Genomic DNA, 26,986 nt, shown 5'->3' with positions numbered 1-26,986 from the left:
ATTTCAGGAGAATGCGACGTGGCGAAGAAGACGGTGACCAGGAAGAAAACTGCTTCGAAGAAATCGGCGGCGAAGACCTCGAGCAGGAAGACCAGCGCCCGCAAGGGGGCTGTTGCCAAGCCGGCGAAGAAGGCCGCGTCACGCAAGTCGGCTACAGCGCGCCGTCCCAAGGGGCCAGTCTGGCAATGGTCGGCGGTCGAGACCGCGGCTGCGATCCGCGCGGGCGCAATCTCCGCAGTTGAGACGGTCGAAGCACATCTGGAACGGATGCGGGCGGTCAATCCGAGGCTGAATGCGGTGGTCGTCGATCTCTCGGAAGATGCGCTCGCGGCGGCGCATGCGGCCGACAAGCAGCGCGCCAAGGGCGGCGAACTCGGCCTGCTGCACGGCGTGCCGATCACCATCAAGGAGAACGTCGACTATGAAGGCCGGGCGAATTTCAACGGCGTGCCGGCCAACAAGGACCTCATCGCGCCATCCGACTCGCCAGTCGTCCGCAACCTGAAGAAGGCCGGCGCGATCGTCATCGGGCTGACCAACACTCCGGAATTCTCCTTCCGCGGCTTCACCGACAATCCCCTGCACGGGCTGACATTGAACCCCTGGGATCCCGACATCACCTGCGGCGGCTCCTCGGGCGGCGCGGGCTCGGCTGTCGCCGCCGGCATCGGCACCATCGCGCATGGCAACGATATCGGCGGCTCGCTGCGCTGGCCGGCACATTGCAACGGTGTTGCGACCATCAAGCCGACGCAGGGGCGCATCCCCGCCTTCAACCAGAGCGCAACCGCCGAGCGGCCGATGCTGGCGCATCTGATGTCGGCGCAGGGGCCGCTTGCCCGCCATGTCGCGGATGTTCGCCTCGCGCTGGAGGTGATGAGCCAGCGCGATCCGCGCGACCCCTGGTGGGTGCCGGCGCCGCTGGTCGGCCCGAAGCCGAAGGGACCGATCAAGGTCGCGCTGGCGAAAATCCCCGAGGATATGGACGTCGATCCGCAGGTGGCGGCGGCGCTGCGCCAGGCCGCCGATCACCTCGAGCGTTCCGGCTACCGCGTCAGCGAGGTCGAGGTGCCCGACATCAACGGAGTCTGGCAGGCCTGGTGCGACATCATCACCAACGAGACCGTGGTGATGCAGGAAGCCGCGATGCTGAAGGTCGCCTCGGAGGACTTCCACAAGGCGTGGGGCGGCATGAAGACCGAAGCCAACGTGCTCGATCTGCCGGCCTGGATGCGCGCCACCGCCGCGCGCAACGGCCATATCCGCGCCTGGCAATTGTTCTTCGAGGAATATCCGGTGGTGCTGGCGCCGACCACGGTAAAGCCGACGCCGGGACCGCGCGAGGACATCGTCAGCGCCGAGCGCGTGCGCGAGATCTTCTGGGGCGAGATCCGCTTCATTTCGGCGATCAACGTGCTGGGCCTGCCCGGCGCCGTGGTGCCGGTGGCACTGCATGACGGCAAGCCGATCGGCGTGCAACTGATCGCCGGACGCTACCGCGAGGACCTCGCGCTCGATGCGGCCGCCGCGATCGAGAAGCGCGCCGGCGTGCTCGTGCAGCGGCTGTGGGAGCAGATGGCCTGAACCGGCAGCAGGGGCTTCGCGCATTGCGCGAGGCCCCTGCTTGTTGGGCGTGGCGGGACGGCCTGGTTCGTCGGATGCGAGCGTTGCTCTCGCATTCTCATTCGTGGAAGCATCCCCTCATCCGGCACGCTCCGCGCGTCACCTTCGCCCACAGGGGAGAAGGTGCATCACACCCTTGCCTCGAGCACAGCGCGTGCTGCCGCGACATAGTCCGACCAATGAGCCTCCGCGTAGCGCTCGGCCTGCCGGGCGCAGGTGATGTCAGGTGCATGCGCGGCTGCGATCATGCGTGCAAAGCGCTCTTCGGCCACCGTCGCGCCGTCGTCCGCGGCCGTCGACGCGAAGGCCGGCGCTGCGTGAGGTGCCACGGCGAGCCCGGCCATTCCGGCGAGCAAGATGCGACGTGACGTCTTCATGGCTGTCGTCCTCCGTTGTCCGGCCTGCACTGTGGCGGGCGAGTGTGTCACTGCGGTCACGGCAGGGTACCCGTGTGCATTCGCCCAGTCCATCGGTTGCCGACGCCGCTTGACCGCGGCAGCGATCACGTTCCATTTAGCCGACTGTTCCGTCATCACAGCGCCACGCGTCGGATTGTCACGTGTCCTTCCGCAGTCAATCGTCCCGCCCGGCTTTGGCTGCTCCCGCCGCGGGACTGCTCTGTCTGATGATGTCCGCCGGCGCCGCCTTCGCCGCCGACGATGACGCCGCCGCTAAGCCGGCCGTTCCGAACATCTATCTCGATCTGCGCACGATCTATGCGGCGATCCCGGCGGGCACGCTTGGGCTCGGCTTCGGCAACACGTCGCTGTGGGCCGCGCTCGGAGCACTGGCGGTGCAGAGAGGCGCCGGATTGCCGAATGGCTTGCCGGCCGCGAAATCGATAGCCGTCGACCTGCCGCTGACCGTAGACGTCAGCGATCGCGTGTCGCTCTATGGCGGCGTGTCCGGCTCGACGATTGATCTCGGCGGCGGCTGGTCGTCGTTCGATATCACAAGCTGGAACATCGGTGTGCAGGCCGATCTCTATCAGCAGAACGGCGGGAAGATTCCGACGATCACGCTGCAATCCACCCTGACGCAGTCGGTGCCGAACGAGCAGGGCATGACGACGTCGTTCAACAACATCCTGGAATTCGACTACGCGCTGGACGAGGACGAGACGCGGGGCTGGCTTGCCGGCGTGCAATACACCCACACCGACATCGCCAGCCAGTTCGCCAGGATCAGGCCGTACACGATTCTCTATGCCGGCGGCTATTATCAATGGCCGAGCAACTGGAAGTTCACGGGGCGCTTGGGCGTGCAGTCATTCGGCGGTGCCCAGCTCGTCAATCAGACGCTGGCGCACTCCTTCACCCAGCCGATCCTGCGGCTCGATCTCGACCGCATGGATGACAACGACAACCGCCTGTTCGGCATCACCGCGCAGATCGCCTGGATGCCGAAGCCGTCCTACCAGCTGACGCTGCGGACGCCGCTTTACGCCGTGCGCAACTGACTGCGGTCGTCTCCCGCAATTGACCGCATGATGGTGTGCGACCTCGGGGGTCGGAGTGACCGCGCGCGTCAGTCCGGCACCGGCACGTCGAACGTGTTCAGCGTGACGGAGACCATGCAGTAGACGCCGACGAGGTACGACAGCTCGGCCGCGCCGTGCTCGCCGAATTCCTTCACTGCGGCGCGCCAGGTCAATTCCGGCAGCACGCCGCCGCTCACCAGCGCCGAGGCCATGTCGTAGGCGACCGCCTCCTGCTTGGTCAGGTCGACCGGCCGCTGTCCGGCGACGATGGTGGCAAGCTTCTCGTCGGACAGGCCGCGCTGCTCGGCCACCAGCACATGGGCATAGAGCTCGTAGCCGGAGCGGAAATGCGATCCAGTGACCAGGATCGCGACCTCGCGCACCGGAGCCGGCAGTAGCGGCTTAGCCGCGATCGCCTTGACCAGCTCCCACACCGGTCCGCCGAAGCGCGGTTCGCGGATCCAGGGATTCCAGGGCCCGAGCAGCGCGCCGTCCTCGCGCATGTTCACGAAGCCCTTGAAGTGGTCCTTGATGCCCGCTCGCATGTCGTCATAGAGCGGCTTCTGTTCGTCGGTCAGTTGTTTCGGATCGAGAATGGGAAGGCGCACGGCAGGATCTCCTCGTTGAGAAGGCGCGAAGCTCGCCCGCATCACTGCCCAAGGCAAGTGAAGTTGCCGTGACATGCCAGGTCGTAGAGCGTTCGGTCAGGCCGCGCGTCGCGACGCGCTGAACGCCTTGTTCAAAACTCCAGCGGCGCGTTGTCGACGACTTCCTTCATCACGAAGAAGGTGCGGGTCTGGCGCACGCCGGGCAGCGCGATGAGCTGCTCGCCATGGATGCGATTGAAGTCCTCCATGTCGCCGACGCGGATCTTGAGGAAGTAGTCGAAGTCTCCGGCGACGAGGTGGCAGTCGAGCACGAATTTCAGCTTGGCGATCGCCTGCTCGAACGTCGCAAAACTCTCCGGCGTCGAGCGGTCGAGCACGACGCCGACCATCACCAGCGTGCCCTTCGCCACCTTCTTTGGCGCGACCATGGCGCGGACGGTGGCAATGAACCCCTCCTCGAACAGGCGCTGGGTGCGGCGATGGCAGGTCGCCGGGCTGATCGCGACGGTTTCGGCCAGCTCTGCATTGCTGAGCCGGCCGTTATTTTGCAGCAATCTCAATATCTTGAGGTCGGTGCGGTCGACCCTAGCGGCCATGGAAGAAACTTCCATAAATTTGTACTTCTATGAAAGAATAAATAGATGATCTGGCAATTTGTGCAAGATAAAGCGCAATGAGCGCGCAGCATTTGAGAGCACATTTCCTGGAATAGGTGCTAGTCGCTTCCGCCAGGACAACGCCAATCGGGATGAGCTTCTGATGACGCTGGAAAAATTCGCGCGCTATCCACTGACCTTCGGGCCGACCCCCATCGAGAAGCTGGAACGGCTGTCAAAGCATCTCGGCGACAAGGTCGAGATCTATGCCAAGCGCGAGGACTGCAATTCCGGCCTTGCCTATGGCGGCAACAAGCTGCGCAAGCTCGAATACATCATCCCTGACGCGATCGCCTCGAACGCCGACACGCTGGTCTCGATCGGCGGCGTGCAGTCCAACCATACCCGCATGATCGCGGCGGTTGCCGCCAAGATCGGCATGAAGTGCCGGCTCGTGCAGGAAGCCTGGGTGCCCCATGAGGACGCCGTCTACGACCGCGTCGGCAACATCATGCTCTCGCGCATCATGGGCGCCGACGTGCGCCTGGTCGACGACGGCTTTGACATCGGCATCCGCAAAAGCTGGGAGCAGGCGATCGAGGAAGTGAAGGCGGCGGGCGGCAAGCCTTATGCAATTCCGGCCGGCGCCTCCGTGCACAAATTTGGCGGGCTCGGCTATGTCGGCTTCGCCGAGGAGGTGCGCAAGCAGGAGAAGGAGCTCGGCTTCAAGTTCGACTATATCGTCGTCTGCACTGTCACCGGCTCGACCCATGCCGGCATGCTGGTCGGCTTCGCCGCCGACGGTCGCGCGCGAAAGGTGATCGGCATCGACGCCTCGTTCACGCCGGCGCAGACCAAGGCGCAGGTGCTCTCGATCGCGCAGAACACGGCCAAGCTCGTCGAGCTCGGCAAGGACCTCGTCGCGGACGATGTCGTGCTGATCGAGGACTACGCCTACCCGGCCTATGGCGTGCCGTCTGAGGAGACCAAAGAGGCCATCCGTCTCACCGCGCGGCTCGAAGGCATGATCACCGATCCCGTCTACGAGGGTAAATCGATGCAGGGCCTGATCGATCTTGCCAAGAAGGACTATTTCGAGAAGGGCGCAAAGATCCTCTACGCCCATCTCGGCGGCGCCCCGGCGCTGAACGGCTACGCCTACGCGTTCCGGAATGGGTAGCGCAGGTGTGATGTGATACAGGCGTAGCGCGCGCATCCTCACCCATGTCGTCCTGGCGAAAGCCAGGACCCATTACCCCGATGGTGAGTTGTTGAAACACGCTGGGGCTACCCGCGCGTCATTTGCACGGCCTGTGAGTTATGGATCCCGGATCTGCGCTCGCTACGGGAAAGCGCTACGCGCTGCCCGGCGCTGCGCTCGTCCGGGATGACGATAGGGAGAGACGCGGGCGCACCAACTACAGCTGCGCTACGTCCCTACCGCGTCCTGATCAGTCGCAGCAATTCCTCGCCGTAATGCTCCAGCTTCTTGTCGCCGATCCCTGGCACATTGCGCAATTCGTCGAGCGTTGTCGGCCAGGCCCGCACGATGCCGTCGATGGTGGCGTCGTGCAGCACCACATAGGCCGGCACGCCGCGCTCGCGCGCGACGTCGGAGCGCCAGGACCGCAGCCGCGCGCGCAATTCGGGATCGACGTCGCCTTGCGGCGCATTCGCCGCAGGTGCGAGGTCACCGCGGCGGGATTTGGCGCGGCTTGAGCGGATGCGGGTGCCGGGCGCCTCCTCGCGCAGCCACACCTCGGTCTCGCCGCGCAGCACGCCGCGCGATGAGTCCGTCAGCTTCAGCGCGCCAAAAGCCTCGCTGTCGCTCTGCAAATGGCCCATCGCCACGAGTTGCCGCAGCACTGTGCGCCACTGCTTCTCGTTGAGCTCGCGCCCGATGCCGAACACCGAGAGCTTGTCGTGGCCGAACTGCGTCACCTTCTCGGTCAGCCGTCCCACCAGCACGTCGATCAGATGCATCGCGCCGAAGCGCTGCCCGGTGCGATAGACGCAGGAGAGCAGCTTCTGCGCCAGCACCTTGCCGTCGCGCATTTTCGGCGGCGTCAGGCAGTTGTCGCAATTGCCGCAGGTCTCGCCCATCACGATCTCGCCGAAATAGGCGAGCAGCCGGCGGCGCCGGCAATGCGGCGTTTCGGCGAGGCCCACGAGCGCATCGAGCTTGCCGATCGAGACCCGCTTGAAATCGTCGGAGGCGCCGGATTCGTCGATCATGCGGCGCTGCTGCACGATGTCGGAGAGCCCATAGGCCATCCAGGCGGCGGACGGCTTGCCGTCGCGGCCGGCGCGCCCCGTCTCCTGGTAATAGGCCTCGATGCTCTTGGGCAGATCGAGATGGGCGACGAAGCGCACGTCGGGCTTGTCGATGCCCATGCCGAAGGCGATGGTCGCGACGATGACGATGCCGTCCTCGTTGAGGAAGCGGCCCTGGTTGCGCGAGCGTATACTGCTGTCGAGGCCGGCGTGGTAGGGCAGCGCCGCAATGCCGGCGTCTTCCAGCGCGCTGGCGACCTCCTCGACCCGGTTGCGGGAGAGGCAATAGACCACGCCGGCATCGCCGGCATGCCGTTCGCGGATGAACTCCTTCAGTTGCGACACCGAATTGCGCTTGTCGACGATCTCGTAGCGGATGTTCGGCCGGTCGAAGCTGGAGACGAATTGCGGGCTGCCGACAAGCCGAAGCCGCTCGACGATCTCCTTGCGCGTCAAGTCGTCGGCGGTCGCGGTCAGCGCGATCCGCGGCACGTCGGGAAAGCGCTCGGCGATGACGGAGAGAGCGACATATTCGGGGCGGAAGTCATGGCCCCATTGCGAGACGCAATGGGCTTCGTCGATCGCAAACAGCGCCACCTTCGCCTGGGCCAGCAGCGACAGGCAGCGCGGCGTGACCAGCCGTTCCGGTGCGACATAGAGCAGGTCGAGATCGCCCGCGATCAGGCGGCGCTCGATCTCGGACGCCTCCTGGAGTGTCAGCGAGGAGTTCAGCGCGGCAGCGTTGACGCCGGCTTCGATCAGGCCGGCGACCTGGTCGCGCATCAGCGCAATCAAAGGCGATACCACGATGCCGCAGCCCTCGCGCAGCAGCGAGGGCAGTTGATAGCACAGGGATTTGCCGCCGCCGGTCGGCATCAGGACCAGGCAATTGCCGCCTTCGGTGACATGCTGGATGATCTTGCCCTGCGCGCCACGGAAGCCGGGCAGGCCGAACACCGAATGCAGCACCGACAGCGCATCGCGGCCGTCTCGGGGCGCGGGCAATGGGGCAGTGGAGGGCGCGGACATGGGCGAACGGGAGCAGGGCGGTGACGATTTCGTCACCGCCAGTGGCATGGCCGCGCTGACGTGACAAGGTTTTTGAGGCGAGCGCGGCAGCTCTTCTCTTGTGGTGTGGACAGAGCGTCCCGGGTTTCGCTCGCCGGGGGCAGGCAGCGGCCAGCCGCTTCCCTCACTCCTTCAGGTCATACCGGTAGGATTTCGACACGATCTGCCAGCCGTCGCTGAGCTTCATCGCGACCAGATAGTCGGTGAAGTAGCGCGGCGGCAGCTGGCACCTGACCTTGATGAAGGCGGTCTTGTCATCCGAGCGATCGATGGTGACGATGAAATCCTCGCGCGGCTTGCCCTCGGCCTTGGCAGAGGCCCGCTTGCGCACGCGGTCGAGCCAATCCGGTACGGTGAGGACCTGAAGCTCGCCCTTCTCGACCCAGCGCAAATCGGCGGAGGGATGGAAGATGGCGCCGAGCTTCTCGGCATCGCCCTCGTAAAGCCCGTCAAAATAGCTCTGCACGACGGCTTCGACGCTCGCACGGTTCTGGCTCATGGATCATCCTTTTGAATGATGGCTTGATCCGAACTTAGTCGTACACATCAAATTGCGCTATGGGTGTCTCCGCCATTTGCGCGAGGGCACTGCGATGACCGGATCAGAAAAGCCGAACGCTCGTATTCTTGCCGGCGAATGTTACTGCCGCGCCGTCCGCTTTGAAGTGGCAGACGAATTCTCCTACGCCATGAACTGCCACTGCTCGAACTGCCGCCGCACCACCGGCGCCGCCTGCAAGCCGTTCGCCGGGATCCAGCACAGCAAGCTCCGCATCGTCGCCGGCGAGGGTGGGCGCATCATTGTCGGGGACGAGATCACCCATGATGCACACTGCGCCCGCTGCGGCTCGCTGCTCTATTCCCGGGTTCGCGAAGGAAAATGGGTCCATGTCGCCATGGGAACCCTGGTCGATGCCCCCTCGATCCGGCCGAGCGCGCATATTTTCGTCGGCTCCAAGGCGCCCTGGCACGAGATCACGGACAATCTGCCGCAGTATCGCGGGCACATCGCCGATGGCTGAGGGAACCTGGCCCCTGCGCGGCCTTGTCAGCGAACCGCTATCGCGCTGGCGAGACTAACAAAAGGGGCTCCGCATGCTTCCGGCGCCGTCTTCGTGACCTCCATCACAAGCGCGCGCGGTGGATCCTGCTAAGGAATCCCAAAAGGGCCCAAAGGGTGTCGAATGCCCTCGATCTCTGGAAGTCGTGTCATGCGCAACCTGCTCAGACTTTGTCCGCTTCTTCTGGTCCTCCTGTTCGGCGCCGAGCCCGCGCTCGCCGGAAAACGCGTCGCGCTGGTGCTCGCCAATTCGGCCTACCAAAACGCGCCGTCGCTCGCGAACCCCGTCAATGACGGCGCGGTGATGGCCAAGACGCTGAAGGAGGCCGGCTTCGACGTCGTCGAGTCCCGGCACGACCTGTCGGCGCTGGATACAAGGCGCGTGCTGCGCGACTTCGCCGACGCGACGCGCGATGCCGATATCGCGGTGGTCTACTACGCCGGCCACGGCATCGAGGTCGAAGGCTCGAACTATCTGATCCCGGTCGACGCCAAGCTCGAGCGCGACACCGACGTCTATGACGAGGCGCTGTCGCTCGACCGCGTCCTGGTCGCGGTCGAACCCGCAAAGCAACTGCGCCTGGTGATCCTCGATGCCTGCCGCGACAATCCGTTCGGCAAGACCATGAAGCGCACGGTCGCCTCGCGCGGCATCGGCCGCGGCCTTGCCCAGGTCGAGCCGACCAGCCCCAACACGTTGATCGCCTATTCGGCCAAGGCCGGCTTCACGGCGCAGGATGGCGACGGCGCCAACAGCCCGTTCACCGTCGCGCTGTCGCGGCATCTGACGACGCCGGGTCTCGACGTCCGCCGAGCCTTCGGCTTCGTGCGCGATGACGTGCTGAAGAGCACGAACAACAAGCAGGAGCCGTTCGTCTATGGCTCGCTCGGTGGCGAGGACGTGCCGCTGGTGCCGGTCAAGGCGACGCCCGCAGCCGCAGCGGTGACCAATCCGCAGGCGGACATGCGCCGTGACTATGAGCTGGCGCTGCAGGTCGGCAACAAGGCGGCCTGGGAAGCCTTCCTCGCCCAGCACGCCGACGGCTTCTATGCGAGCCTCGCCAGGTTGCAGCTCGAGAAGATCGCGGCCGAGCAGGCCCATGCTGCGGCGATCGAGAAGGCCAAGCAGGCCGAGGCCGAGCGCGACCGTCTCGCCGCTGTCGGCGCACAGAAGGAGGCGCAGGCCAAGGCCGCGGCCGATGCGAAGGTGGCCGAGCAGGCGCAGCTTGCCGCGCAGAAGGCCAAGGAGCAGGCGCAGCAGCAGGCGGCCGCCGCCGAGCAGCAGCGCGTCAACCTTGCCGGCGCAGCGCCGAATGCCGCGCCGGCCAGCGCGGCTGCGCCGACCGGCACAAATGTCGCCGCGCTGACGCCGGCGACCGCGCCGGCCGATCTCACCCGCTCGGTGCAGACCGAGCTCGGCCGCGTCGGCTGCTTTTCCGGGCAGGCCGACGGCAATTGGACCACGACCTCGCAGCGCTCGCTGTCGCAATTCAACCGCTATGCCGGCACCAAGCTCGACGTGAAGGTCGCAAGCGCCGATGCGCTCGATGCCGTCAAGTCAAAATCCTCGCGGGTCTGCCCGCTGGTCTGCGAGCACGGCTTCAAGGCCGATGGCGACAAATGCACCAAGATCGTCTGCGGCGACGGCTATGCGCTGAACGACGACAATGAGTGCGAGAAGAAGCGCGCGGCCAAGCGCGCGGTTTCAAAGCCCGCGACGTCGCGGCGCGACGACAGCGGCGACGACCGTCCGGCGCGGAAGCGTTCGCAGGAGGGCTCCGCGGGCGGCTATGGCGGCATCGGCGGTTATGGCCGCGCTGCGGCCGGCACCGCAGCCGGCGCGCGTCGGGCATCAGGTGGCAGCAGCGGTCAGATCTATTGCGACAACACCACCTGCCGCCCGGTCAACCGTGGCTGTCATCTCGAATATCGCGGCGGCGGCGGCCCGGGCAATGCGGCCAATGCCGAGGTGTGCAACTAGGGAAATGCTTCCACGTGGTCGTCCCGGCCTTTGCCGGGACGACGGTTACGTCGCGATCGCGCTCGCCGCGATGTTCACCGTTAGTGCGAGCAGAGCCGTGTTGTAGATGAAGGAGACGATGCCGTGCGCGGTGGCGGTGCGGCGGATGGTCTTGTCGGTGATGCCGACGTCGGAGACCTGCGCGGTCATGCCGATCACGAAGGAGAAGTAGACGAAGTCCCAGTAGTCGGCGTGATCGTCCTTGTCGCCGCTCGGGAATTGCAGGCCGCCGGGTGGATGGCGGTAATAGTCGTGGGCGTAGTGCAGCGCGAAGGTCGTGTGCACGGCGGCCCAGGACAGCGCGATGGTGGTGATCGCGATGGTCAGCTCCCAGACGCCGCGATGCGGCGTGCCGAGCTCGAAGACGATCGCGGCGATGCTGGCAAAGGCGCCGATCGCCGTCACCAGCAGGATCACGAAGCGGCCGTCGTCCTGCATTGCTGCGGCGCGGCGGATGTGCTGGTGGTCGTTGTTCAGCATCATGCCGTAGACCAGCACCAGATAGGCCGCAATCAGCGCATCCCAGCCGAGCACCAGCCGCGTCACGAGCCGCAGCGAGCCCGGCAGCAGCAGGCAGACGATGATGCCGATCCCAAGCGAGATGAAGGTTCTCGGCCGCGCATAAAGCAGCCGCATTGGCCGCGACATCTGGCGGAAGCGGACGAGGACGGGATCTTCTTTACCGTCGGCCGCCATCGATGCGAGCTAGCTCTTCCGCTCGGCGACGAAGTGCGCGGCGGCGCGCAGCACGTCGGCGCGATCGCCGAAGATCGAGACGGCGCTGTCGGCCCGCGCGAGCAGGTCGCGCACGCGCTGCTTGGCGCCCTCGATGCCGAGCTGGGTGACGAAGGTGGTCTTGCCGAGCGCTGCGTCCTGCCCCGACGGCTTGCCGAGCGCGGCCGCATCGCCCTCGACGTCGAGCAAATCATCGGCGATCTGGAAGGCTTCGCCGAGCGCGCGGCCGTAATCGTCGAGCGCCTGATATTCTTTCTGCGAGGCCTGCCCGAGGATGGCGCCCGCGATGCAGCCATAGCGGAGCAGCGCGCCGGTCTTCATCTGCTGGAGCCGAGCAACGTCGACCGGCTCGCGGTCGCCGAAACGACCTTCGCCGGCGAGATCGAGCATCTGGCCGCCGACCATGCCGCCGATGCCGGAGCAGCGCGCCAGTGCGCGCGTCAAAAGGAGCCGCACGTTGGCATCGCGATGGATCTCGTCGCGGGTGATGATGTCGAAGGCGAGCGTCAGCAGTCCGTCGCCGGCGAGGATCGCCGTGGCGTCATCGGTCTTCTTGTGCAGGGTGGGCCGGCCGCGGCGCAGGTCGGAATTGTCCATTGCCGGCAGATCATCGTGGATCAGCGAATAGCAGTGGATGCATTCGAGCGCTGCGCCGGCGAGCAGGGCGGCCTCACGCGGCACACCGAACACTGCGGCGCTCTCGACCACCAGGAACGGCCGCAGGCGCTTGCCGCCGTTAAGGCTCGAATAGCGCATTGCGTCCATCAGTCGCTTGGGGCGGGTGATTTCATCGGGCAGGATGTCGTCCGACAGCAGGCGGCCGAGCAGGGCCTCGGTATCATCAGCGGTCTTGTCCAGACGCTTGGCGAAATCGGACGGGGACGTGCCGGTCATCAAGAAGGGCTCCAGAACCAAAATTCGGCGGGACAATCCTTTATGCGCCCGCCCCAGTCAATCGTTTGGAAGGCCTTAAAAGTGTTGAAAAAGGCCCGAACAATCACAGGCTTAACGGCCGAGTTCGCTGATTTTGCGCCGGAAAGGTTGATTTGCGCGTCCTCAAGACCCTGATCGTGGTGATCGCGATCGCGCTTCTCGCGCCCTACTTGATCGCGCCGTTCTACCGCACCGGACATCCCGTTTCGACGCTGATGGCCTGGCGAAGCTTGCGCGGTGCGCCGATGCATCGGGAATGGATCGACCTTGCGGCGATGTCGCCCTACCTGCCTCGTTCGGTGGTGGCGGCCGAGGATGCCCATTTCTGCAAGCATCACGGCATCGACTGGGGTGCGCTGCGCGAGGCGATCGACGACGCGCAGGAGGACGGCACGCCGTTCCGGGGCGCTTCCACCATTACCCAGCAGGTGGCGAAAAACCTGTTCCTCTGGCAGGGGCGGGATTTTGTCCGCAAGGCGCTGGAGTTTCCGCTGGCGCTGTGGATCGACCTCGTCCTGCCCAAGCGGCGGATCCTGGAGATCTACCTCAACATCGCCGAACTCGGCCCGCAGGGACAGTTTGGAGTGGAGGCGGCCAGCGCCTATGCCTTTGGCAAATCAGCCGCGAACCTGTCGCCCCGGGAGGCGGGCCTGCTGGCCTCGATCCTGCCGAATCCGGTCAAACGCAGCGCCAGAAACCCCGGTCCGGGCGTGCGGCGGCTGGCCGCAACCTATATGGCAAGGGGGCAGGCCAGCTCGCTTGCAACCTGCTGGCGGGAAAATCGCGGATTTTGAGCCCTTTCCGGGCACATTTTCCGGTCCAAAACCCTAGCTTTGCGGCCAGCCTTCCTCTATAAGCCCGGGCTTGATCGGCATTCAGCTCGCCTCGCATTGCGGGTGCTGAGCCGTCCCCTAGCGGACGATGCCCGGACAACACCAATCCCTAGAGGATATTGATAATGGCCGTTCCGAGAAGAAAAACCTCGCCGTCGCGCCGTGGCATGCGCCGCTCCGCGGACGCGCTCAAGAAGCCGACCTATGTCGAGGACAAGGACTCTGGCGAGCTCCGTCGCCCGCACCATCTCGACCTCAAGACCGGCATGTACAAGGGCCGGCAGGTCTTGAAGAAGAAAGAGTCCTGAGGCCGGACGTTTTCCTTTGGGCAGGGCGACGTAGCCCACCTGATTTCGGCCTATCCCAGAACCAAGTTGCGTTAGGTGGTGACGGCGGCGGAGCAAATGCTTCGCCGCCGCATTGTCCTGCCCGGAGGTCTACAGCGCGATGAGACTGGGATGAATCGTCATCGCGCTTTAGGTTATTGTTTGAGCATGATCTTTTCGGAAAGCCGCTCCACACTTTTCCGGATCATGCTCTAGATCGAGAAGGCATTTTGCCGATGGTCGGTTTCCCGCTACTTCTGATTCCGCTCGCGGTCTACAACATCATCGCCTTCCTGATGCCGACCGTGTCGTTCACGGACGTGCTGTTCAAGGTGCCGATGGTGACGGGCGAAGTCTGGCCGGTCACGCTCGCTGACCTCCTCCTCGCGCTCGGCGTGGTGCTGTTGCTTCTCGAGGTGGTCAAGGGCGCGCGCCCCGGCGCCAAGTTCCTGATGGATCACCTGCTGTCGTTGATCATATTCGGCGCGGCCGCGGCCGAATTCGTGATGTGGCCGAAATTCGGCAACTCCACCTATTTCCTCCTGGTGCTGCTCTCGATGGCCGATTTCCTCGGCGGCATCGCCCAGCGCACGCGCCGCCGCATCACCTATGTCGCCGCCGAGGCGGTGACGACGCCGCGCAAGGCCAAGCGCCAGGCCGAACCGGAAGCGGAGGATGCGAAGTTCGAGCCGAAACATGAGCCCGCGCCCGCGCCGCTGCCGCCGGCTCCTCCCGCGCCTTCCGCGCAATCGGTTGCCGAATCCGTGCTGATGGATCACCCCGCGCCGAAGCCCGTGCAGAACAACTCGCCGGAAATCCCCTCGCCGCATCTGCAGCCGGGCAACGGCACTCCGTCTCCCGACGCGCCGCCGCGCTGATTTTCCCTCAAGCCACCTGCCGCGTACGTGCGCTGACGCTGGGCAGCGGGCGCTTGCTGCCATAGGCCATGCGCGCATCCTCGGGCGAGGCGCGGCGCAGCCGGCTTGCCTGGGGCAGGTGCTCGGCATTGGCGATGAGCTGGGTGACGAAGCTCGGATCGGGGCGCGGCAGCGGCACCTTGTGCACCCACTGCAATGTCGGCGTCATCGGCACCAGGGCCGTGCCCGTGCCGCCTTCCGCCTCGTCCAATCGATCAGTACCCAACATCGCAATCACCGTTGATCCGGCGGAAAACTGTCGCGTTTCGGGACGCTGCGCCGGTGCGAGTCATGTACTCGCAAGGCCTATGCCGGACGGGCCGGTTTGGTTCCGACCCCGCCTTCAAACGTGGTTTCCAAATTGTTTATGAACTTTGCCTAGGGTCGGGGGCGAATCCGGCTCTATCCTGTGCCGGCTCAGGACTCCCCGCTGTCCCGAAACGAGGCGAATTTGACCCCCGCATTGCCGCAAGCCTCCGAAATCCTCGCTGGCCTCGGCCAGGCCGTGTTTGTCTGGGACCTCGCCAGCGACGCCATCGTCTGGGGCGAGCGTGTCGATGCCGTCTTTCCCGCCATTCCGGCCGAGCGGCTGGCGACCGGCGCCGAATTCGCCAGGCTGATCGAGCCTCGGCAATCCGTGCGTACCGCCGCACTGGCGCAGACCTCCGCCGTGCACGGCGCCGACGGCACGCCCTATCGCGTTGAATATGGCGTGCGCATGAGCGCGTCCGATCCCGTGGTCTGGATCGAGGAGACCGGCCGCTGGTTCGCCGGCCCCGACGGCCGCCCGGTGCGTGTGCAGGGTATCGTCTGCATCAACAACGAGCGCCACGCCCGCGACGAAGAGCTGGCGAGGCTCGCCCGCCTCGATCCGCTGACGGGCGAGCTCAACCGCACCCATCTGATCGCGGCGCTGGCCGAGGCGATCGAGGAGTCGACGCGCTTTCGCTCGACCTCGGCCTTCATGCTGCTCGGCATCGATCATCTCGCCCGCGTCAACGACGCCTTTGGCTTCGACGTCGCCGACGCCGTGATCCTCGACGTCGCAAAACGCATCCGCGCGCGACTGCGCGGCGGCGACGTGCTCGGGCGCTTCTCCGGCAACAAGTTCGGCCTGATCCTGAAGAACTGCACCGTCGACGACATGAATGTCGCCGCCGAGCGCTTCCTCGCCGGCATCCGTGATGAGGTGGTGCCGACGAGATCGGGCCCGGTCTCGGTCACCGCCTCGATCGGCGCCATCAGCTTGCCGCGCTATGCCCGCACCACCGACGAGGCGATCAACCGTGCCCATGAGACGCTGGACGCCGCCAAGCGCCGCCGCGCCGGTTCGTTCGCGGCGTGGCGGCCGAACGCCGAGCGCGACGCGCAGCGCCGCGTCAACATCCGCGTCACCGACGAGATCGTCACCGCGCTGAACGAGCGCCGCATCCTGCTCGCCTATGAGCCGGTGGTCGCCGCGGGCACGCGCGAGGGCGCTTTCCACGAATGCCTGGTGCGGATGGACCAGGGCGACGGCCAGGTGCTGCTCGCGCCCGACATCGTACCGGTCGCCGAGCGGCTGGGCCTCATTCGCCTGGTCGATCACCGCGTGCTCGAACTCGTGGTCGCCGAGCTCGCTGCTTCGCCCGATGTCCGGCTCAGCCTCAACATCTCACCCGACACCACCATGGATCCGGATTGGTGGGCCGGAATCGAGTCGCTGATGCACGCCCATCCCGGCGTCGCCGAGCGGCTGATCGTGGAGATCACCGAGACGGTCGCGATCCAGGACATCGACGATGTCCGCGCCTTCGTCGGCCGCCTGAAGCATTTCGGCAGCCGCATTGCCATCGACGATTTCGGCGCCGGCTACACCTCGTTCCGCAATTTGCGCAAGCTCGGCGTGGATATCGTGAAGATCGACGGCGCCTTCGTCCAGAACATCACCCATTCCGCCGACGACCGCGCGTTCGTGCAGACCCTGATTGACCTCGCCCGCCGCCTCGACATCAAGACGGTGGCCGAATGGGTCCAGGACGAGGAAGCCGCCGGCATGCTGCGCGATTGGGGCTGCGATTACATCCAGGGCCGCCTGATCGGGCTGGCATCAGCCGATCGGCCATGGTGCCAGCCGCCGAGCAGCGCGCTGCCCGCAGCGGGGTAGGGATCGTAGGGTGGGCAAAGGCGCGCTCTTCGCGCGCCGTGCCCACCACGTCTGCGCATTCGTGGCGAGATGGTGGGCACGGCGCAAGTGCGCCTTTGCCCACCCTACGATTACGCTGGGGCTCGGCTGTCTTCTCCGTCATTGCTGCGAGCGATGCGAAGCAATCCAGAATGTTCCCGCGGCGGCAGTCTGGATTGCTTCGCTTCGCTCGCAATGACGGTGTGTGGCTATGCCACGCAGATGTTCGGCACCGCGACCTTCTGAAACAGATGCGGGCTTGCGACGGCGGAGGCTGGGTAGTCCGCGATCTTGGCCCGGAATTCCGGATGGGTGAAGGCCGCGCGGAAATGCGCGTTGGATTCCCAGACCGCGTAGTTGAGATAGGTCGGATTGTCGCCGACGGCGCGGTGAAGCTGGGTCGAGATGAAGCCGGGCTGCCGCTTCATGAAGGCGGCATCGTCCTGCCAGCTCTTCAGGAAGTTCTGTTCGTCTTCCGCATCGAGCGTGAACAGATTGACCAGCACCACGGGGCCGGCGTCGAGAGCGATCTGGCGGTCGATCGGGAAGGCCGGATCGAGCGGGCGCATCTGGGGCATGACATCACTCCGTCTAGTTTGGTATCATCATGTCAATTCGACAATGTGTGACATAGATATTTGACATGATGATGTCAATACGGAATGATCGTAGCAAATGAGCAAGACCAAGCGGACCCCGGCGGGCGACGCCCTGACCGGCCTCATCCTCGACCTGTTCCGGGCCAACGGCCTGCTGCTGACCGCCGGCGACCGGCTGGTGGCTCCGCTCGGCCTCACCAGCGCGCGCTGGCAGATCCTGGGAGCGATCGTCGATGCGGAGCGCCCCGAGCCGGTCGCCTGGCTGGCGCGCAATCTGGGCGCCAACCGCCAGAACGTGCAGCGTATCGTCAACGACCTCGAGCGGGACGGCCTCGTCGCGTTCGAGACCAACCCGCATCACCGCCGGGCGCAGCTCGTGGTCCTCACCGACAAGGGCAGGCAGGTCTACGATGCCGCCGGCCGCCTGCAGGTCCCGTGGGTCAACGGGCTGGCGAACGGATTATCGGTCAAGGATATCGAAATGGCCCATCGCGTCGTGACCTCACTGCGAGCCGGTCTGAAAGACGCCGGTGAAGCGAACGAATGAGCGGGGGAGGCGTCAGGGGGACACGAGGCGTACATCGTGTGAGCCCATTTCGGACTCAAATCCGCCGCCGACTCAATCGATGTAATCAAATACGGTTGGGGGCATGTCCTGAGTTGGGGAATTTGCCATGAGTGATGAAGATTTGCTCCGTCATAAGAGACAGAAGCCGATTTCCTCTGCCGAAGATATCGTGCCTGATGAGTCTTTCGAACTCTTGTCAAGGCAGCTTTGCGAAGGCGCTAGCTTTTCGGACGATGAATCCCCGTCGAACGACGTTTTCTTGCTTCTTGAGGAGAATGCGCGGCTTCGTGCGCTTGCTATCAGTCTTTCCAGCCTGGTCGGAGATCTTTCCGAACGGGAGTGGAGCAATGCGCTCGCATCGGTAGATCGTGCCACGCTCAATCGCCTGCGGTCGTCTCGGGCGTGACGATGGAGCGAGCGGCGGGGTGAAGCGGAGCGTCACGCCACGCGGCGGGTGGCGCTCAGCCTCTCGATCACGCCGCGCACCTCCGCAGTGGGGCACGGCTTGCCGAAGTAATAGCCCTGCACCGCAGTGCAGCCGCACTCGCGCACGAAATCGAGCTGCTCCACCGTTTCCACGCCTTCCGCCGTGGTCTCGACGCCGAGCACGGCGCCGAGGCTGGCGATGGTGCGCACGATCGCGATGCTCTCCGGGCTTTCGCCGAGCGTGCCGACGAAGGAGCGGTCGATCTTGATGCGGTCGAACGGGAATTTGCGCAAATAGCTGAGCGATGAGTAGCCGACGCCGAAATCGTCGAGGCTGACGCGTACCCCGAGCGCCCGAAGCTGGTGCAAAATCTCGATCGTCGCCTCGCTGTCGTCGAGCAGTGCCGTCTCGGTGACCTCGAGCTCGAGCCGCCGCGGCGGCAGCCCTGCCTCCGCGAGCGCGTTCGTGACCATCGCCACCAGCCCGCGCGAGCGGAATTGCACCGGCGACAGGTTGACTGCCACCGCGACATCCGGCCAGGACGCGGCGGTCGCGCAGGCCGCGCGCAGCGCCCATTCGCCGATCGGAACGATCAGGCCGTTCTCTTCCGCGATCGGAATGAATTCGGCCGGCGAGACCAGGCCGCGCGTCGGATGATTCCAGCGCAGCAGCGCTTCGAAGCCGGTGAGCTCGGACGTGTCGAGGCGGACCTGCGGCTGGAACACGAGGTGGAACTGGCGTCCCTCCAGCGCGCCGCGCAAGTCGTGCTCCAGCGCGTGCCGGCTGCGCGCCTCTTCTTCCATCTCGGGTTCGAATAGCTGATAGGCGCCGCGTCCTCTCGCCTTGGCCTGGTACAGCGCGAGGTCGGCGCATTTCATCAGCTCGTCCGCATCGAGCCCGTGATCCGGTGCGATCGCGATGCCGATGGATACGCCGATGTGAATCGACTGGTTCTCCAGCGGAGGTGGCCGGCCGATGATCTCGACCAGACGGCGCGCGAGCTGTTCCGCGGATTGCGGCTGGGGTGCGCGTTGCAGTACCGCGAACTCGTCGCCGCCGAGGCGCGCGACCGTGTCGTGCTCGCCGACATTTTCCTTCAGCCGCGCCGCGACCCAGCGCAAGAGCCGGTCGCCGGCGGCATGTCCGAGCCTGTCGTTGACCGTCTTGAAGTTGTCGAGGTCGAAGCACAGCACGGCCATCGCGCCGCCGGCGATCGCGACCTGGTTCAGTCCCTCGCCCATCTTCTCGCGGAACAGCGTGCGGTTGGGCAGGTCGGTGAGCGAATCGTGCCGCGCCATGTGCGCGACGCGGGCCTGCGCTTTGTGGCGCTCGGTGACGTCCTCATAGGTGACGACCCAGCCGCCATGTTCCATGCGCTTGTGATTGAGCTTGATGATGCGGCCGTCGCTCAAATGGCGGTGCAGCGTGTGCTCGCCTTCGCGCAGCCGCTCGACATAGTCGGCATAGAGTCGCGCAGCCGTGGTGTTCGGGTGGATGCCGAGCGAGCAGCTATGCTCCATGATCTCGCGCATCGAGACACCGGGCTTCACGATGTCGGGCGACAGGCCGTACATCTCGATGTAGCGGCGGTTGCAGACGATGACGCGCAGGCTCGAGTCGAGCATGCACAGGCCCTGGCTCATATTGTTCAATGCCGCGTCGAACCGGCGATATTGCTCGCTCAGCTCCTCGACCGCGCGCTCGCGTTCGGTGATGTCCTCGTAGGTGGCGACAAATCCGCCCTCGGGCAGCGCGCAATAGCGCACCGAGACCACGGTGTCGTTCGTCATGCGCCGGCGCATCGGCGAGGAATCGCGGCTCGCGATCCGCGCGCCCGCGGATTCGAGGATCTGCTGCGGGCTGAATTCCGAGGAGAAGGCGCCGTTCGCGATCGAGCGCTCGATCAGCTCGCCAAGATGCGTGCCGGGCTTGGTCTCCTCCGGCGATAGCATATAGATCTTCCGGTAGGTGTTGTTGCAGACGCGCAGCCGCATGTCGCTGTCGTAGAAGGCGAGCCCGTGCGCCATGTTCTCCAGCGCAGCATCGAGCATGACATTTTGCTGCCGCAGCGCCTCCTCATAACGCAGCCGCTCGGTGACGTCCTCATGCACCGTCACCCAGCCGCCGTCGGGGAGGAAGCGGGACGCCGCCTGCACCATCCGGCCGTCATAGCGCATCACGAGCAGGGACTTCGACTTCCTGCTGCGGATGTCCTCCAGCCGGGCATCGTGGAATTCGTCCGCAGGCATGCCCGGCAGATTGCCGCGCGACATCCAGTGTTCGATCACCGTGCTGTGCGATACGCCCGGCTTCACGATGTCGGCGTCGAGATTGTAGAGGCGCAGGAATCGCTCGTTGCAGACGACGACGCGGCTCTCGGCGTCATACATGATGAGGCCGTGCGACATGTTGGCGAGCGCATGCTGGCTGCGCTCGGTCTGCACACGCAGTTCGGCCTCGAGCCGGGCGCGGCGGGTGACGTCGTCGCAGATCGTCATCCAGCCGCCGCCGGGAAGCGGCTTCAGGTCGAGCGCCATGACGAGGCCGCTGGAAAGCCGCTGCTCGGTGCGGAAGGGTTCGCCGGCCGCGATCTGCGCGATGCGCGAGGCGTACAGCGCGTCGAGCTCGCTCTCCGGAAAATTGCCGCGCGTCGCGCTGTGCGCGAGCACCTCGCGGTAGCTGGTCCCTTGCCGGACGACGTCTGCCGACAGGTCGAACAGCTCGAGATAACGGTGGTTGAGCAGCACGATCCGGTTGTCGGCGTCATAGACGCAGACGCCCTGCTCCATGCGGTCGAGCGCAAGCTGGCTCAGCACGAGCAGCGCCTCTGCGCCTTGCTCACGGCCTGCACCGGGCTCGATGTTGCGGGTCGACGTCATGGGATCGGCGGCTTCTGGGCGGGCAATACACTTAACGCGACGTAACTGGGACGCCGAGGGTAGCGAACACCCGGGAAAATTCCCTTAAGCGCGGTAGTTTACGGAGGGTGACCGGCGACGCGGAGAATGATCCGGTCGCCCCTGGCGCATCGGCCCGGATGCATCTCGGCCGTTCATCCTTCGAGGCTCGCTACGCGAGCACCTCAGGATGACGGGGCTCAGATGATGAGGCGAGGATATGATGACGTGGAGGCACAATGCTGCCCCAACGTCGTCCTGGCGAAAGCCGAGCCATTACGACCGGCCGATGTTGTTGGAATGATCTTTTGAGCCCAGCCGGCCTCAACAACTGCGCCCTGGGGTTATCGCGACGAGCGCAGGCGCTCGCGCGGAGGTCCTGGCTTTCGTCAGGACGACATTGTGGTGCTAGCGGTGCTAAGCTACGGGCTCCGCGCCCGTACGCCGACGAACGAGGGACCTACTCGTCCTTCTTCGACATGCGCTCGAGGCGCTCCTGCATTTCCTTCATCTGCTGGCGCAGATCGTCGATGTTGTTGTCCTTCGGCGCCTCGGCGCTCGCATCGGGCTCCGGCTCCGCCGCCGGCCGCGCCGACGGCGCGAAGGGCTTGAACATCGAGAAGGTCTGCTGGAACAGCTCCATGTTGCGGCGGACCTGCTCTTCCAACGGAGCAAAAGGAGTGCCGGAGAGGGTGCTGGCGATCTGCTTGCGGAACTTCTCCTGCTCCTGGGTCAGCGTCGCGATCGACTGCTCCAGATATTTCGGCACCACCATCTGCATGCTGTCGCCGTAGAAGCGGATGAGCTGGCGCAGGAAGGTGGTCGGCAGCAGGTTCTGGCCGGCCTTGTTCTCCTGTTCGAAGATGATCTGGGCGAGCACGGAGCGGGTGATGTCGTCGCCGGTCTTGGCGTCGTAGACCAGGAAATCTTCGCCCTCCTTCACCATCGCGGCGAGGTCTTCCAGCGTCACGTAGGTGCTCGTTCCGGTGTTATAGAGCCGGCGGTTCGCGTATTTCTTGATAGTGGTGGGTTGGTCTGATTTCGCCATGGGCTCTCACTTGCAAACGCTGAGAACGGGAACCCGACGGGCTATGCCGCAGGGCGGGAAGAGTACGCAACGCAACAAAATAAGCATTTTCAAAGGGCTCACGCTACCGTTTTGTGCGCCACGGTTAATTGCGGAGCAAAAAGCTGCTTGCGAAATCGCCAAGAACGCTATTTTGAATGCGGTGCGGCATGGATTCGGCGCGCTGCCGATTGACATGCCTCAACGACGTTAACAGGATGCCTAACGAGACTGGCGAGCCGTTTTCTCAAGGCCCCGCCTGCCCCCTTCAAGAACCTCAAGCCTCAGGAGATGCCCATGTCAGACGATGTCGTCATCGTCAGCGCCGCCCGCACCCCGGTCGGAAGCTTCAACGGAGCCTTCGCGACCCTTCCTGCCCATGACCTCGGCGCCGTTGCCATCAAGGCCGCGCTGGAGCGCGGCGGCATCGAGCCCGGCCGAGTCTCCGAAGTCATCATGGGTCAGATCCTGACCGCCGCACAGGGGCAGAACCCGGCTCGCCAGGCTGCGATCTCCGCCGGCATTCCGGTCGAGAGCCCGGCCTGGGGTGTCAACCAGCTCTGCGGCTCGGGCCTGCGCTCCGTCGCACTCGGTTACCAGGCGCTGCTCAACGGCGACTCCGACATCGTGGTCGCCGGCGGTCAGGAGTCCATGAGCATGGCCCCGCACGCCCAGTACCTGCGTGGCGGCGTCAAGATGGGCGCAGTCGAGTTCGTCGACACCATGATCAAGGATGGCCTGTGGGACGCCTTCAACGGCTACCACATGGGCAACACCGCGGAAAACGTCGCGCGCCAGTGGCAGATCACCCGCGCCCAGCAGGACGAGTTCGCGGTCGCCTCGCAGCAGAAGGCCGAGGCCGCGCAGAAGGCCGGCAAGTTCAACGACGAGATCGTCCCCGTCACCATCAAGACCCGCAAGGGCGACGTCGTCGTCAGCGCCGACGAATATCCACGTCACGGCGCAACGCTCGACTCGATGGCGAAGCTCAAGCCGGCCTTCGAGAAGGACGGCACGGTTACCGCCGGCTCGGCCTCCGGCATCAATGACGGCGCCGCCGCGGTGGTGCTGATGACGGCGAAGCAGGCCGCCAAGGAAGGCAAGAAGCCGATCGCGCGCATCGTGTCCTGGGCGCAGGCCGGCGTCGATCCGAAGATCATGGGCTCGGGGCCGATTCCGGCCTCGCGTCTCGCGCTGAAGAAGGCCGGCTGGAACGTCGGCGATCTCGACCTGATCGAGGCCAATGAGGCCTTCGCGGCGCAGGCCTGCGCCGTCAACAAGGACCTCGGCTGGGATACCTCCAAGGTCAACGTCAACGGCGGCGCGATCGCGATCGGCCATCCGATCGGTGCTTCCGGCGCGCGCGTGCTCGTCACGCTGCTGCACGAGATGCAGAAGCGCGATTCGAAGAAGGGCCTCGCCACGCTGTGCATCGGCGGCGGCATGGGCATCGCGATGTGCGTGGCACGCGACTGAAGCGGCCTTACGCGTAACTGACGCGTGCGCTGCACACGTCAGCCGCGTGCGTTGCACGCGATTAAAAAGGCAGCGGTTGCAAATCAAATATTCTTCGCAACCGCGTCCGCCTCGATTAAAGACAAACGCCCGGCTCGACGCCGGGCGTTTTGTTCTTGATGTCCGTCAAACCTACCGCATAATCCGCAGTTAAAAACGATCACTCAGAAAAGTCCAAGAAACCATCTTCAAGAAACCATCCGAGACGAGTCCAAGGGAAGGAAATCGACATGGCACGTGTTGCATTGGTGACGGGCGGAACGCGCGGTATCGGAGCTGCAATCAGCAAGGCCCTGAAGGCGGCCGGCTACAAGGTCGCAGCAAGCTATGCCGGTAATGATGCGGCCGCGGAGAAGTTCAAGGCGGAAACCGGCATTGCCGTCTACAAATGGGACGTCGCGTCGTTCGACGCCTGCGCCGACGGCGTGAAGAAGGTCGAAGCCGATCTCGGTCCGATCGACGTGCTCGTCAACAACGCCGGCATCACCCGCGACACCGCCTTCCACAAGATGACGCTCGAGCAGTGGACTGCCGTGATCAACACCAATCTCGGTTCGCTGTTCAACATGACGCGCCAGGTGATCGAAGGCATGCGCGCCCGCAAGTTCGGCCGCATCATCTCGATCTCCTCGATCAACGGCCAGAAGGGGCAGTTCGGCCAGGTCAATTACTCCGCTGCCAAGGCCGGCGACATCGGCTTCACCAAGGCGCTGGCGCTGGAGAACGCCAAGGGCGGCATCACCGTGAATGCGATCTGCCCGGGCTACATCAACACCGAGATGGTGCAGGCGGTGCCGAAGGACGTGCTGGAGAAGAGCGTCATCCCGCAGATCCCGGTCAACCGGCTCGGCGAGCCTGAGGAGATCGCGCGTGCCGTGGTGTTCCTTGCGGCCGAAGAGGCCGGCTTCATCACCGGCTCGACGCTGAGCATCAACGGCGGCCAGTATCAGGCCTGATATAGCGCGGCGCGCAACAAGAGGGTAATGAAGACGCTGTGCCCGGCCTCGTGCCGGGCATCCGCGTCCTCAGAGCCCTTTGATTGATGACATCACGCACCGCCACGCTGATCGGATTGACCGCGATCCTGATGTGGTCGCTGCTCGCGGTAATGACGGTGGCGACCGGAAAGATTCCCGCGTTCCAGCTCGCGGCGATGACCTTCGCGATCGGCGGTCTTGTTGGTCTCCTCACCTGGATCGGCCGCAGCGAGGCGGCGCTGAGCCTGCGCCAGCCGCCGGCCGTATGGGTGGTCGGCATCGGCGGGTTGTTCGGCTATCACGCGCTCTATTTCCTCGCGCTGCGTTTCGCGCCGCCGGCCGAAGCCGGCTTGCTCAATTATCTCTGGCCACTCCTGATCGTGCTGTTCTCGTCGTTCCTGCCGGGTGAACGCCTTGCCGTGCATCACGTCATCGGCGCCATGCTCGGCCTCGTCGGCACTGTGCTGCTGTTCGCCGGCAATACCTCTGGCTTCGCGCAGGGCCAGTTGCCGGGACTGATCGCCGCCTTCATCGCGGCGTTCGTCTGGGCGGCCTATTCGGTGATGTCGCGCCGGCTGAAAGCGGTGCCGACCGATGCGGTCTCCGGGTTCTGCCTTGCCACAGCCGTGCTGGCGGCGCTGATGCACCTCGCACTTGAAACCACGGTGTGGCCGGAGACCGCACTGCAATGGCTCTCAGTCCTTGCGCTCGGTATCGGGCCGGTCGGGGCCGCGTTCTACGCCTGGGACATCGGCATGAAGCGCGGCGACATTCGCGTGCTCGGGGCCGCGTCCTACGCGACGCCGCTACTGTCGACCGGATTTCTCATCGCCGCCGGCTTTGCGAAGGCCAGCACCAACATCGCCCTCGCAGCGATCCTGATCGCCGGCGGTGGGCTGATCGCGGCAAAGGACATGGTGCTCAGGAAGCGCTGACGTCATTCCGGGGCGCGCGAAGCGCGAGGCCCGGAATCCATTCATCCGCATCAATGGTGGCGAGATCGATTCTATGATGCGCAATTGCGCATCATAGTTCGCCGCTATGCGGCGCCCCGGAATGACGGTTTACCTACGGCTCCCAGCCTTTCGGCGCGAGCTCGAACTTCGCGAATTCGAATGCCGGGGCCACGCTGCAGCCGACCAGCGTCCATTCGCCGGAGCTCTCCGCCATCTGCCAGGCCTGCGCCGGCACGATCGCCTGCGGGCGCTCGCCGCCGACGAGATCCGTGCCGAGCCGCACTTCGTGCTGGGTGCAGCCCTCATGCGCAATGCGCAGCGTCAGCGGGCTGCCGGCGTAATAGTGCCAGACCTCGACCGCATCGATGCGATGCCAGTGCGAGCGCTCGCCGCGCGCGAGCAGGAAATAGATCGAGGTCGAGCGCGACCGTCCGTTGGCGTCCGTGCGCTGGTCGCGGAATGTCTCGCGATAGTGCCCGCCTTCGGGATGAGGTCGGAGTTCAAGGCGCGCGATGATCTCGGCTGCGGTCGGCATCGATCCCCGTCAGGACTTGTTCTTGCGCTCGCGCAATTCGCCGAACACTGCGGCGGCATCCGCGCCCTTCATGTGTAACTTGGCTGCGACCGACGGTTCATCAGCCCGCAGGAACACGTTTGCTCGCTTCTCATCACCAAGCAGTGAGGGAATGGTCGGCTTGTTTTCGGCGCGGAGCTTCGCAACCTCCGCCGCGCGCGCCTGGAGCGCCGGATTGTCGGGCTCGACGGTGAGCGCGAATCTGACGTTGGAGGCAGTGTATTCGTGGCCGCAATAGAGCTTGAAGTCGTCGGGCAGGGCGCGCAGCTTGAGCAGCGAGTCCCACATCATCGGATAGGTGCCTTCGAACACGCGGCCGCAGCCGATCGAGAACAGCGTGTCGGCGGCGAACACCGTCTTCTCGGTGTCGAACACGTAGGAGATGTGATCGAGCGTGTGGCCGGGGGTCTCTATGACGCGCGCCAGCAGGTTGCCGATCTTGACGACGTCGGAATTGGCGACGCGCAGGTCGACATCGGCGATTTTCGTCGTCTTGTCATGCGGCGCGACGACGCGGCAGTTGAATTTCTGCTTGAGTTCGGCGACCCCGCCGACATGATCGCCGTGGTGATGGGTGATCAGGATGTCGGTGAGCTGCCAACCCTCGCGCTCTAACGCTGTCAGGATGGGGCCAGCCTCCGGCGCGTCGATCGACGCCGTCGCCTTGGTTTCCACATCGTGGATCAGATAGCCGAAATTATCATTTAAACAGCTAAAGGTGCGAATTTCGGCGGCCATGATATCTCCATCGCGCTCAGCCCCGTCAGACA

The 26,986-nt window shown here is 65.0% G+C and carries 27 protein-coding genes; 14 read left to right on the top strand and 13 right to left on the bottom strand.

Annotation, left to right across the window (positions count from 1 at the left end; all coding sequences use genetic code 11):
- The first annotated feature begins 18 nt into the window (after window positions 1–18).
- Window positions 19–1,584: an amidase family protein gene (locus tag AXW67_RS16065; RefSeq protein ID WP_063678646.1), complete on the top strand. Its 1,566-nt coding sequence runs from the start codon at window positions 19–21 to the stop codon at window positions 1,582–1,584.
- A 167-nt stretch (window positions 1,585–1,751) separates the two neighbouring features.
- Here AXW67_RS16065 and AXW67_RS16060 read toward each other — a convergent pair whose 3' ends face one another.
- The gene (locus tag AXW67_RS16060) at window positions 1,752–2,000 is read right to left on the bottom strand and encodes a hypothetical protein (protein WP_063678645.1); all 249 of its coding nucleotides are present in this window, start codon (window positions 1,998–2,000) and stop codon (window positions 1,752–1,754) included.
- Window positions 2,001–2,215: 215 nt separating this feature from the next.
- On the opposite strand from AXW67_RS16060, the gene AXW67_RS16055 reads away from it, so the two are divergent.
- Window positions 2,216–3,082 carry a hypothetical protein gene (locus AXW67_RS16055; protein WP_063678644.1) on the top strand — a complete coding sequence of 289 codons (867 nt, stop codon included), beginning with the start codon at window positions 2,216–2,218 and terminating at the stop codon, window positions 3,080–3,082.
- Window positions 3,083–3,150: 68 nt separating this feature from the next.
- Here the strand turns inward: AXW67_RS16055 and AXW67_RS16050 are convergent, their stop codons facing one another.
- Window positions 3,151–3,711: a carboxymuconolactone decarboxylase family protein gene (locus tag AXW67_RS16050; RefSeq protein ID WP_027553370.1), complete on the bottom strand. Its 561-nt coding sequence runs from the start codon at window positions 3,709–3,711 to the stop codon at window positions 3,151–3,153.
- A 131-nt stretch (window positions 3,712–3,842) separates the two neighbouring features.
- Window positions 3,843–4,307, bottom strand: coding sequence for an Lrp/AsnC family transcriptional regulator (locus tag AXW67_RS16045; RefSeq protein ID WP_063678643.1), 465 nt, complete (start codon window positions 4,305–4,307; stop codon window positions 3,843–3,845).
- 163 nt (window positions 4,308–4,470) lie between these two features.
- Here AXW67_RS16045 and AXW67_RS16040 point away from each other — a divergent pair, with 163 nt between their 5' ends.
- Window positions 4,471–5,487 (top strand): 1-aminocyclopropane-1-carboxylate deaminase, encoded by a 1,017-nt coding sequence (locus tag AXW67_RS16040; protein ID WP_027553372.1) that lies wholly within the window; start codon window positions 4,471–4,473, stop codon window positions 5,485–5,487.
- Between the two features lie 257 nt (window positions 5,488–5,744).
- Here AXW67_RS16040 and recQ read toward each other — a convergent pair whose 3' ends face one another.
- Window positions 5,745–7,610: a DNA helicase RecQ gene (gene recQ, locus AXW67_RS16035; protein ID WP_063678642.1), complete on the bottom strand. Its 1,866-nt coding sequence runs from the start codon at window positions 7,608–7,610 to the stop codon at window positions 5,745–5,747.
- Between the two features lie 163 nt (window positions 7,611–7,773).
- On the bottom strand, window positions 7,774–8,148 hold the full coding sequence (locus AXW67_RS16030) for a nuclear transport factor 2 family protein (RefSeq protein WP_027553374.1): 375 nt from the start codon (window positions 8,146–8,148) through the stop codon (window positions 7,774–7,776).
- A 94-nt stretch (window positions 8,149–8,242) separates the two neighbouring features.
- On the opposite strand from AXW67_RS16030, the gene AXW67_RS16025 reads away from it, so the two are divergent.
- Together AXW67_RS16025 and AXW67_RS16020 are read left to right on the top strand one after the other, a co-directional pair.
- Window positions 8,243–8,671 carry a GFA family protein gene (locus tag AXW67_RS16025; RefSeq protein ID WP_027553375.1) on the top strand — a complete coding sequence of 143 codons (429 nt, stop codon included), beginning with the start codon at window positions 8,243–8,245 and terminating at the stop codon, window positions 8,669–8,671.
- 189 nt (window positions 8,672–8,860) lie between these two features.
- The gene (locus AXW67_RS16020) at window positions 8,861–10,690 is read left to right on the top strand and encodes a caspase family protein (RefSeq protein ID WP_063678641.1); all 1,830 of its coding nucleotides are present in this window, start codon (window positions 8,861–8,863) and stop codon (window positions 10,688–10,690) included.
- A gap of 45 nt (window positions 10,691–10,735) precedes the next feature.
- Here AXW67_RS16020 and AXW67_RS16015 read toward each other — a convergent pair whose 3' ends face one another.
- A complete protein-coding gene (locus AXW67_RS16015) occupies window positions 10,736–11,425 on the bottom strand; it encodes a DUF1345 domain-containing protein (RefSeq protein WP_027553377.1) in 690 nt (229 codons plus the stop codon).
- Between the two features lie 9 nt (window positions 11,426–11,434).
- Entirely contained in the window at window positions 11,435–12,358 is a 924-nt protein-coding gene (locus tag AXW67_RS16010; RefSeq protein WP_027553378.1) for a polyprenyl synthetase family protein, read from the bottom strand.
- Between the two features lie 152 nt (window positions 12,359–12,510).
- On the opposite strand from AXW67_RS16010, the gene mtgA reads away from it, so the two are divergent.
- From mtgA to AXW67_RS15995, 3 genes are all read left to right on the top strand, one after another.
- Window positions 12,511–13,191 (top strand): monofunctional biosynthetic peptidoglycan transglycosylase, encoded by a 681-nt coding sequence (gene mtgA / locus AXW67_RS16005; RefSeq protein WP_063678640.1) that lies wholly within the window; start codon window positions 12,511–12,513, stop codon window positions 13,189–13,191.
- 164 nt (window positions 13,192–13,355) lie between these two features.
- Complete coding sequence (gene rpmF, locus AXW67_RS16000; protein ID WP_024509484.1) at window positions 13,356–13,538, top strand: 50S ribosomal protein L32; 183 nt, start codon at window positions 13,356–13,358, stop codon at window positions 13,536–13,538.
- Window positions 13,539–13,792: 254 nt separating this feature from the next.
- A complete protein-coding gene (locus AXW67_RS15995; protein ID WP_063678639.1) occupies window positions 13,793–14,434 on the top strand; it encodes a hypothetical protein in 642 nt (213 codons plus the stop codon).
- A 7-nt stretch (window positions 14,435–14,441) separates the two neighbouring features.
- Here AXW67_RS15995 and AXW67_RS15990 read toward each other — a convergent pair whose 3' ends face one another.
- Complete coding sequence (locus tag AXW67_RS15990; RefSeq protein ID WP_063678638.1) at window positions 14,442–14,702, bottom strand: hypothetical protein; 261 nt, start codon at window positions 14,700–14,702, stop codon at window positions 14,442–14,444.
- 222 nt (window positions 14,703–14,924) lie between these two features.
- On the opposite strand from AXW67_RS15990, the gene AXW67_RS15985 reads away from it, so the two are divergent.
- Complete coding sequence (locus AXW67_RS15985; protein ID WP_063678637.1) at window positions 14,925–16,619, top strand: bifunctional diguanylate cyclase/phosphodiesterase; 1,695 nt, start codon at window positions 14,925–14,927, stop codon at window positions 16,617–16,619.
- A 227-nt stretch (window positions 16,620–16,846) separates the two neighbouring features.
- Here AXW67_RS15985 and AXW67_RS15980 read toward each other — a convergent pair whose 3' ends face one another.
- On the bottom strand, window positions 16,847–17,215 hold the full coding sequence (locus AXW67_RS15980) for an antibiotic biosynthesis monooxygenase family protein (RefSeq protein WP_063678636.1): 369 nt from the start codon (window positions 17,213–17,215) through the stop codon (window positions 16,847–16,849).
- Between the two features lie 97 nt (window positions 17,216–17,312).
- Here AXW67_RS15980 and AXW67_RS15975 point away from each other — a divergent pair, with 97 nt between their 5' ends.
- Window positions 17,313–17,783, top strand: a complete 471-nt coding sequence (locus AXW67_RS15975) for a MarR family winged helix-turn-helix transcriptional regulator (protein ID WP_063678635.1) — start codon at window positions 17,313–17,315, stop codon at window positions 17,781–17,783.
- Window positions 17,784–17,910: 127 nt separating this feature from the next.
- Window positions 17,911–18,210: a hypothetical protein gene (locus AXW67_RS15970; RefSeq protein WP_027553385.1), complete on the top strand. Its 300-nt coding sequence runs from the start codon at window positions 17,911–17,913 to the stop codon at window positions 18,208–18,210.
- 32 nt (window positions 18,211–18,242) lie between these two features.
- Here AXW67_RS15970 and AXW67_RS15965 read toward each other — a convergent pair whose 3' ends face one another.
- The gene (locus AXW67_RS15965) at window positions 18,243–21,110 is read right to left on the bottom strand and encodes a PAS-domain containing protein (protein ID WP_063678634.1); all 2,868 of its coding nucleotides are present in this window, start codon (window positions 21,108–21,110) and stop codon (window positions 18,243–18,245) included.
- Window positions 21,111–21,588: 478 nt separating this feature from the next.
- The gene (gene phaR / locus AXW67_RS15960; protein ID WP_027553387.1) at window positions 21,589–22,176 is read right to left on the bottom strand and encodes a polyhydroxyalkanoate synthesis repressor PhaR; all 588 of its coding nucleotides are present in this window, start codon (window positions 22,174–22,176) and stop codon (window positions 21,589–21,591) included.
- A 315-nt stretch (window positions 22,177–22,491) separates the two neighbouring features.
- Here phaR and AXW67_RS15955 point away from each other — a divergent pair, with 315 nt between their 5' ends.
- The 3 genes from AXW67_RS15955 to yddG all read left to right on the top strand — a co-directional run bounded on the left by AXW67_RS15955 (window position 22,492) and on the right by yddG (window position 25,621).
- Entirely contained in the window at window positions 22,492–23,670 is a 1,179-nt protein-coding gene (locus tag AXW67_RS15955) for an acetyl-CoA C-acetyltransferase (RefSeq protein WP_027553388.1), read from the top strand.
- Between the two features lie 269 nt (window positions 23,671–23,939).
- The gene (gene phbB / locus AXW67_RS15950) at window positions 23,940–24,665 is read left to right on the top strand and encodes an acetoacetyl-CoA reductase (RefSeq protein WP_027553389.1); all 726 of its coding nucleotides are present in this window, start codon (window positions 23,940–23,942) and stop codon (window positions 24,663–24,665) included.
- Between the two features lie 86 nt (window positions 24,666–24,751).
- Window positions 24,752–25,621: an aromatic amino acid exporter YddG gene (yddG, locus tag AXW67_RS15945; RefSeq protein ID WP_063678633.1), complete on the top strand. Its 870-nt coding sequence runs from the start codon at window positions 24,752–24,754 to the stop codon at window positions 25,619–25,621.
- Window positions 25,622–25,754: 133 nt separating this feature from the next.
- Here the strand turns inward: yddG and AXW67_RS15940 are convergent, their stop codons facing one another.
- Complete coding sequence (locus AXW67_RS15940; RefSeq protein ID WP_027553391.1) at window positions 25,755–26,177, bottom strand: cupin domain-containing protein; 423 nt, start codon at window positions 26,175–26,177, stop codon at window positions 25,755–25,757.
- A gap of 9 nt (window positions 26,178–26,186) precedes the next feature.
- The gene (gene gloB / locus AXW67_RS15935; protein ID WP_063678632.1) at window positions 26,187–26,954 is read right to left on the bottom strand and encodes a hydroxyacylglutathione hydrolase; all 768 of its coding nucleotides are present in this window, start codon (window positions 26,952–26,954) and stop codon (window positions 26,187–26,189) included.
- Window positions 26,955–26,986: the final 32 nt, after the last annotated feature.

This window comes from Bradyrhizobium neotropicale (assembly GCF_001641695.1).
Taxonomy (GTDB): domain Bacteria; phylum Pseudomonadota; class Alphaproteobacteria; order Rhizobiales; family Xanthobacteraceae; genus Bradyrhizobium; species Bradyrhizobium neotropicale.
Note: the sequence above shows the minus strand (reverse complement) of the source record. Positions and strands in the feature narration are given on the sequence as shown.

Excerpts from the sequence above, each read along its gene's own strand:
- AXW67_RS15970 (WP_027553385.1), top strand. The coding sequence starts at position 17,911 with ATGAGTGATGAAGATTTGCTCCGTCATAAGAGACAGAAGCCGATTTCC.
- rpmF (WP_024509484.1), top strand. The coding sequence starts at position 13,356 with ATGGCCGTTCCGAGAAGAAAAACCTCGCCGTCGCGCCGTGGCATGCGC.
- AXW67_RS16010 (WP_027553378.1), bottom strand. The coding sequence starts at position 12,358 with ATGACCGGCACGTCCCCGTCCGATTTCGCCAAGCGTCTGGACAAGACC.
- AXW67_RS15975 (WP_063678635.1), top strand. The coding sequence starts at position 17,313 with ATGAGCAAGACCAAGCGGACCCCGGCGGGCGACGCCCTGACCGGCCTC.
- AXW67_RS16015 (WP_027553377.1), bottom strand. The coding sequence starts at position 11,425 with ATGGCGGCCGACGGTAAAGAAGATCCCGTCCTCGTCCGCTTCCGCCAG.
- gloB (WP_063678632.1), bottom strand. The coding sequence starts at position 26,954 with ATGGCCGCCGAAATTCGCACCTTTAGCTGTTTAAATGATAATTTCGGC.
- AXW67_RS15965 (WP_063678634.1), bottom strand. The coding sequence starts at position 21,110 with ATGACGTCGACCCGCAACATCGAGCCCGGTGCAGGCCGTGAGCAAGGC.
- AXW67_RS15955 (WP_027553388.1), top strand. The coding sequence starts at position 22,492 with ATGTCAGACGATGTCGTCATCGTCAGCGCCGCCCGCACCCCGGTCGGA.
- AXW67_RS15995 (WP_063678639.1), top strand. The coding sequence starts at position 13,793 with ATGGTCGGTTTCCCGCTACTTCTGATTCCGCTCGCGGTCTACAACATC.
- phaR (WP_027553387.1), bottom strand. The coding sequence starts at position 22,176 with ATGGCGAAATCAGACCAACCCACCACTATCAAGAAATACGCGAACCGC.
- AXW67_RS16040 (WP_027553372.1), top strand. The coding sequence starts at position 4,471 with ATGACGCTGGAAAAATTCGCGCGCTATCCACTGACCTTCGGGCCGACC.
- AXW67_RS15940 (WP_027553391.1), bottom strand. The coding sequence starts at position 26,177 with ATGCCGACCGCAGCCGAGATCATCGCGCGCCTTGAACTCCGACCTCAT.
- AXW67_RS16025 (WP_027553375.1), top strand. The coding sequence starts at position 8,243 with ATGACCGGATCAGAAAAGCCGAACGCTCGTATTCTTGCCGGCGAATGT.
- AXW67_RS16060 (WP_063678645.1), bottom strand. The coding sequence starts at position 2,000 with ATGAAGACGTCACGTCGCATCTTGCTCGCCGGAATGGCCGGGCTCGCC.
- yddG (WP_063678633.1), top strand. The coding sequence starts at position 24,752 with ATGACATCACGCACCGCCACGCTGATCGGATTGACCGCGATCCTGATG.
- AXW67_RS16020 (WP_063678641.1), top strand. The coding sequence starts at position 8,861 with ATGCGCAACCTGCTCAGACTTTGTCCGCTTCTTCTGGTCCTCCTGTTC.
- phbB (WP_027553389.1), top strand. The coding sequence starts at position 23,940 with ATGGCACGTGTTGCATTGGTGACGGGCGGAACGCGCGGTATCGGAGCT.
- AXW67_RS16045 (WP_063678643.1), bottom strand. The coding sequence starts at position 4,307 with ATGGCCGCTAGGGTCGACCGCACCGACCTCAAGATATTGAGATTGCTG.
- AXW67_RS16030 (WP_027553374.1), bottom strand. The coding sequence starts at position 8,148 with ATGAGCCAGAACCGTGCGAGCGTCGAAGCCGTCGTGCAGAGCTATTTT.
- recQ (WP_063678642.1), bottom strand. The coding sequence starts at position 7,610 with ATGTCCGCGCCCTCCACTGCCCCATTGCCCGCGCCCCGAGACGGCCGC.
- AXW67_RS15980 (WP_063678636.1), bottom strand. The coding sequence starts at position 17,215 with ATGCCCCAGATGCGCCCGCTCGATCCGGCCTTCCCGATCGACCGCCAG.
- AXW67_RS15990 (WP_063678638.1), bottom strand. The coding sequence starts at position 14,702 with ATGTTGGGTACTGATCGATTGGACGAGGCGGAAGGCGGCACGGGCACG.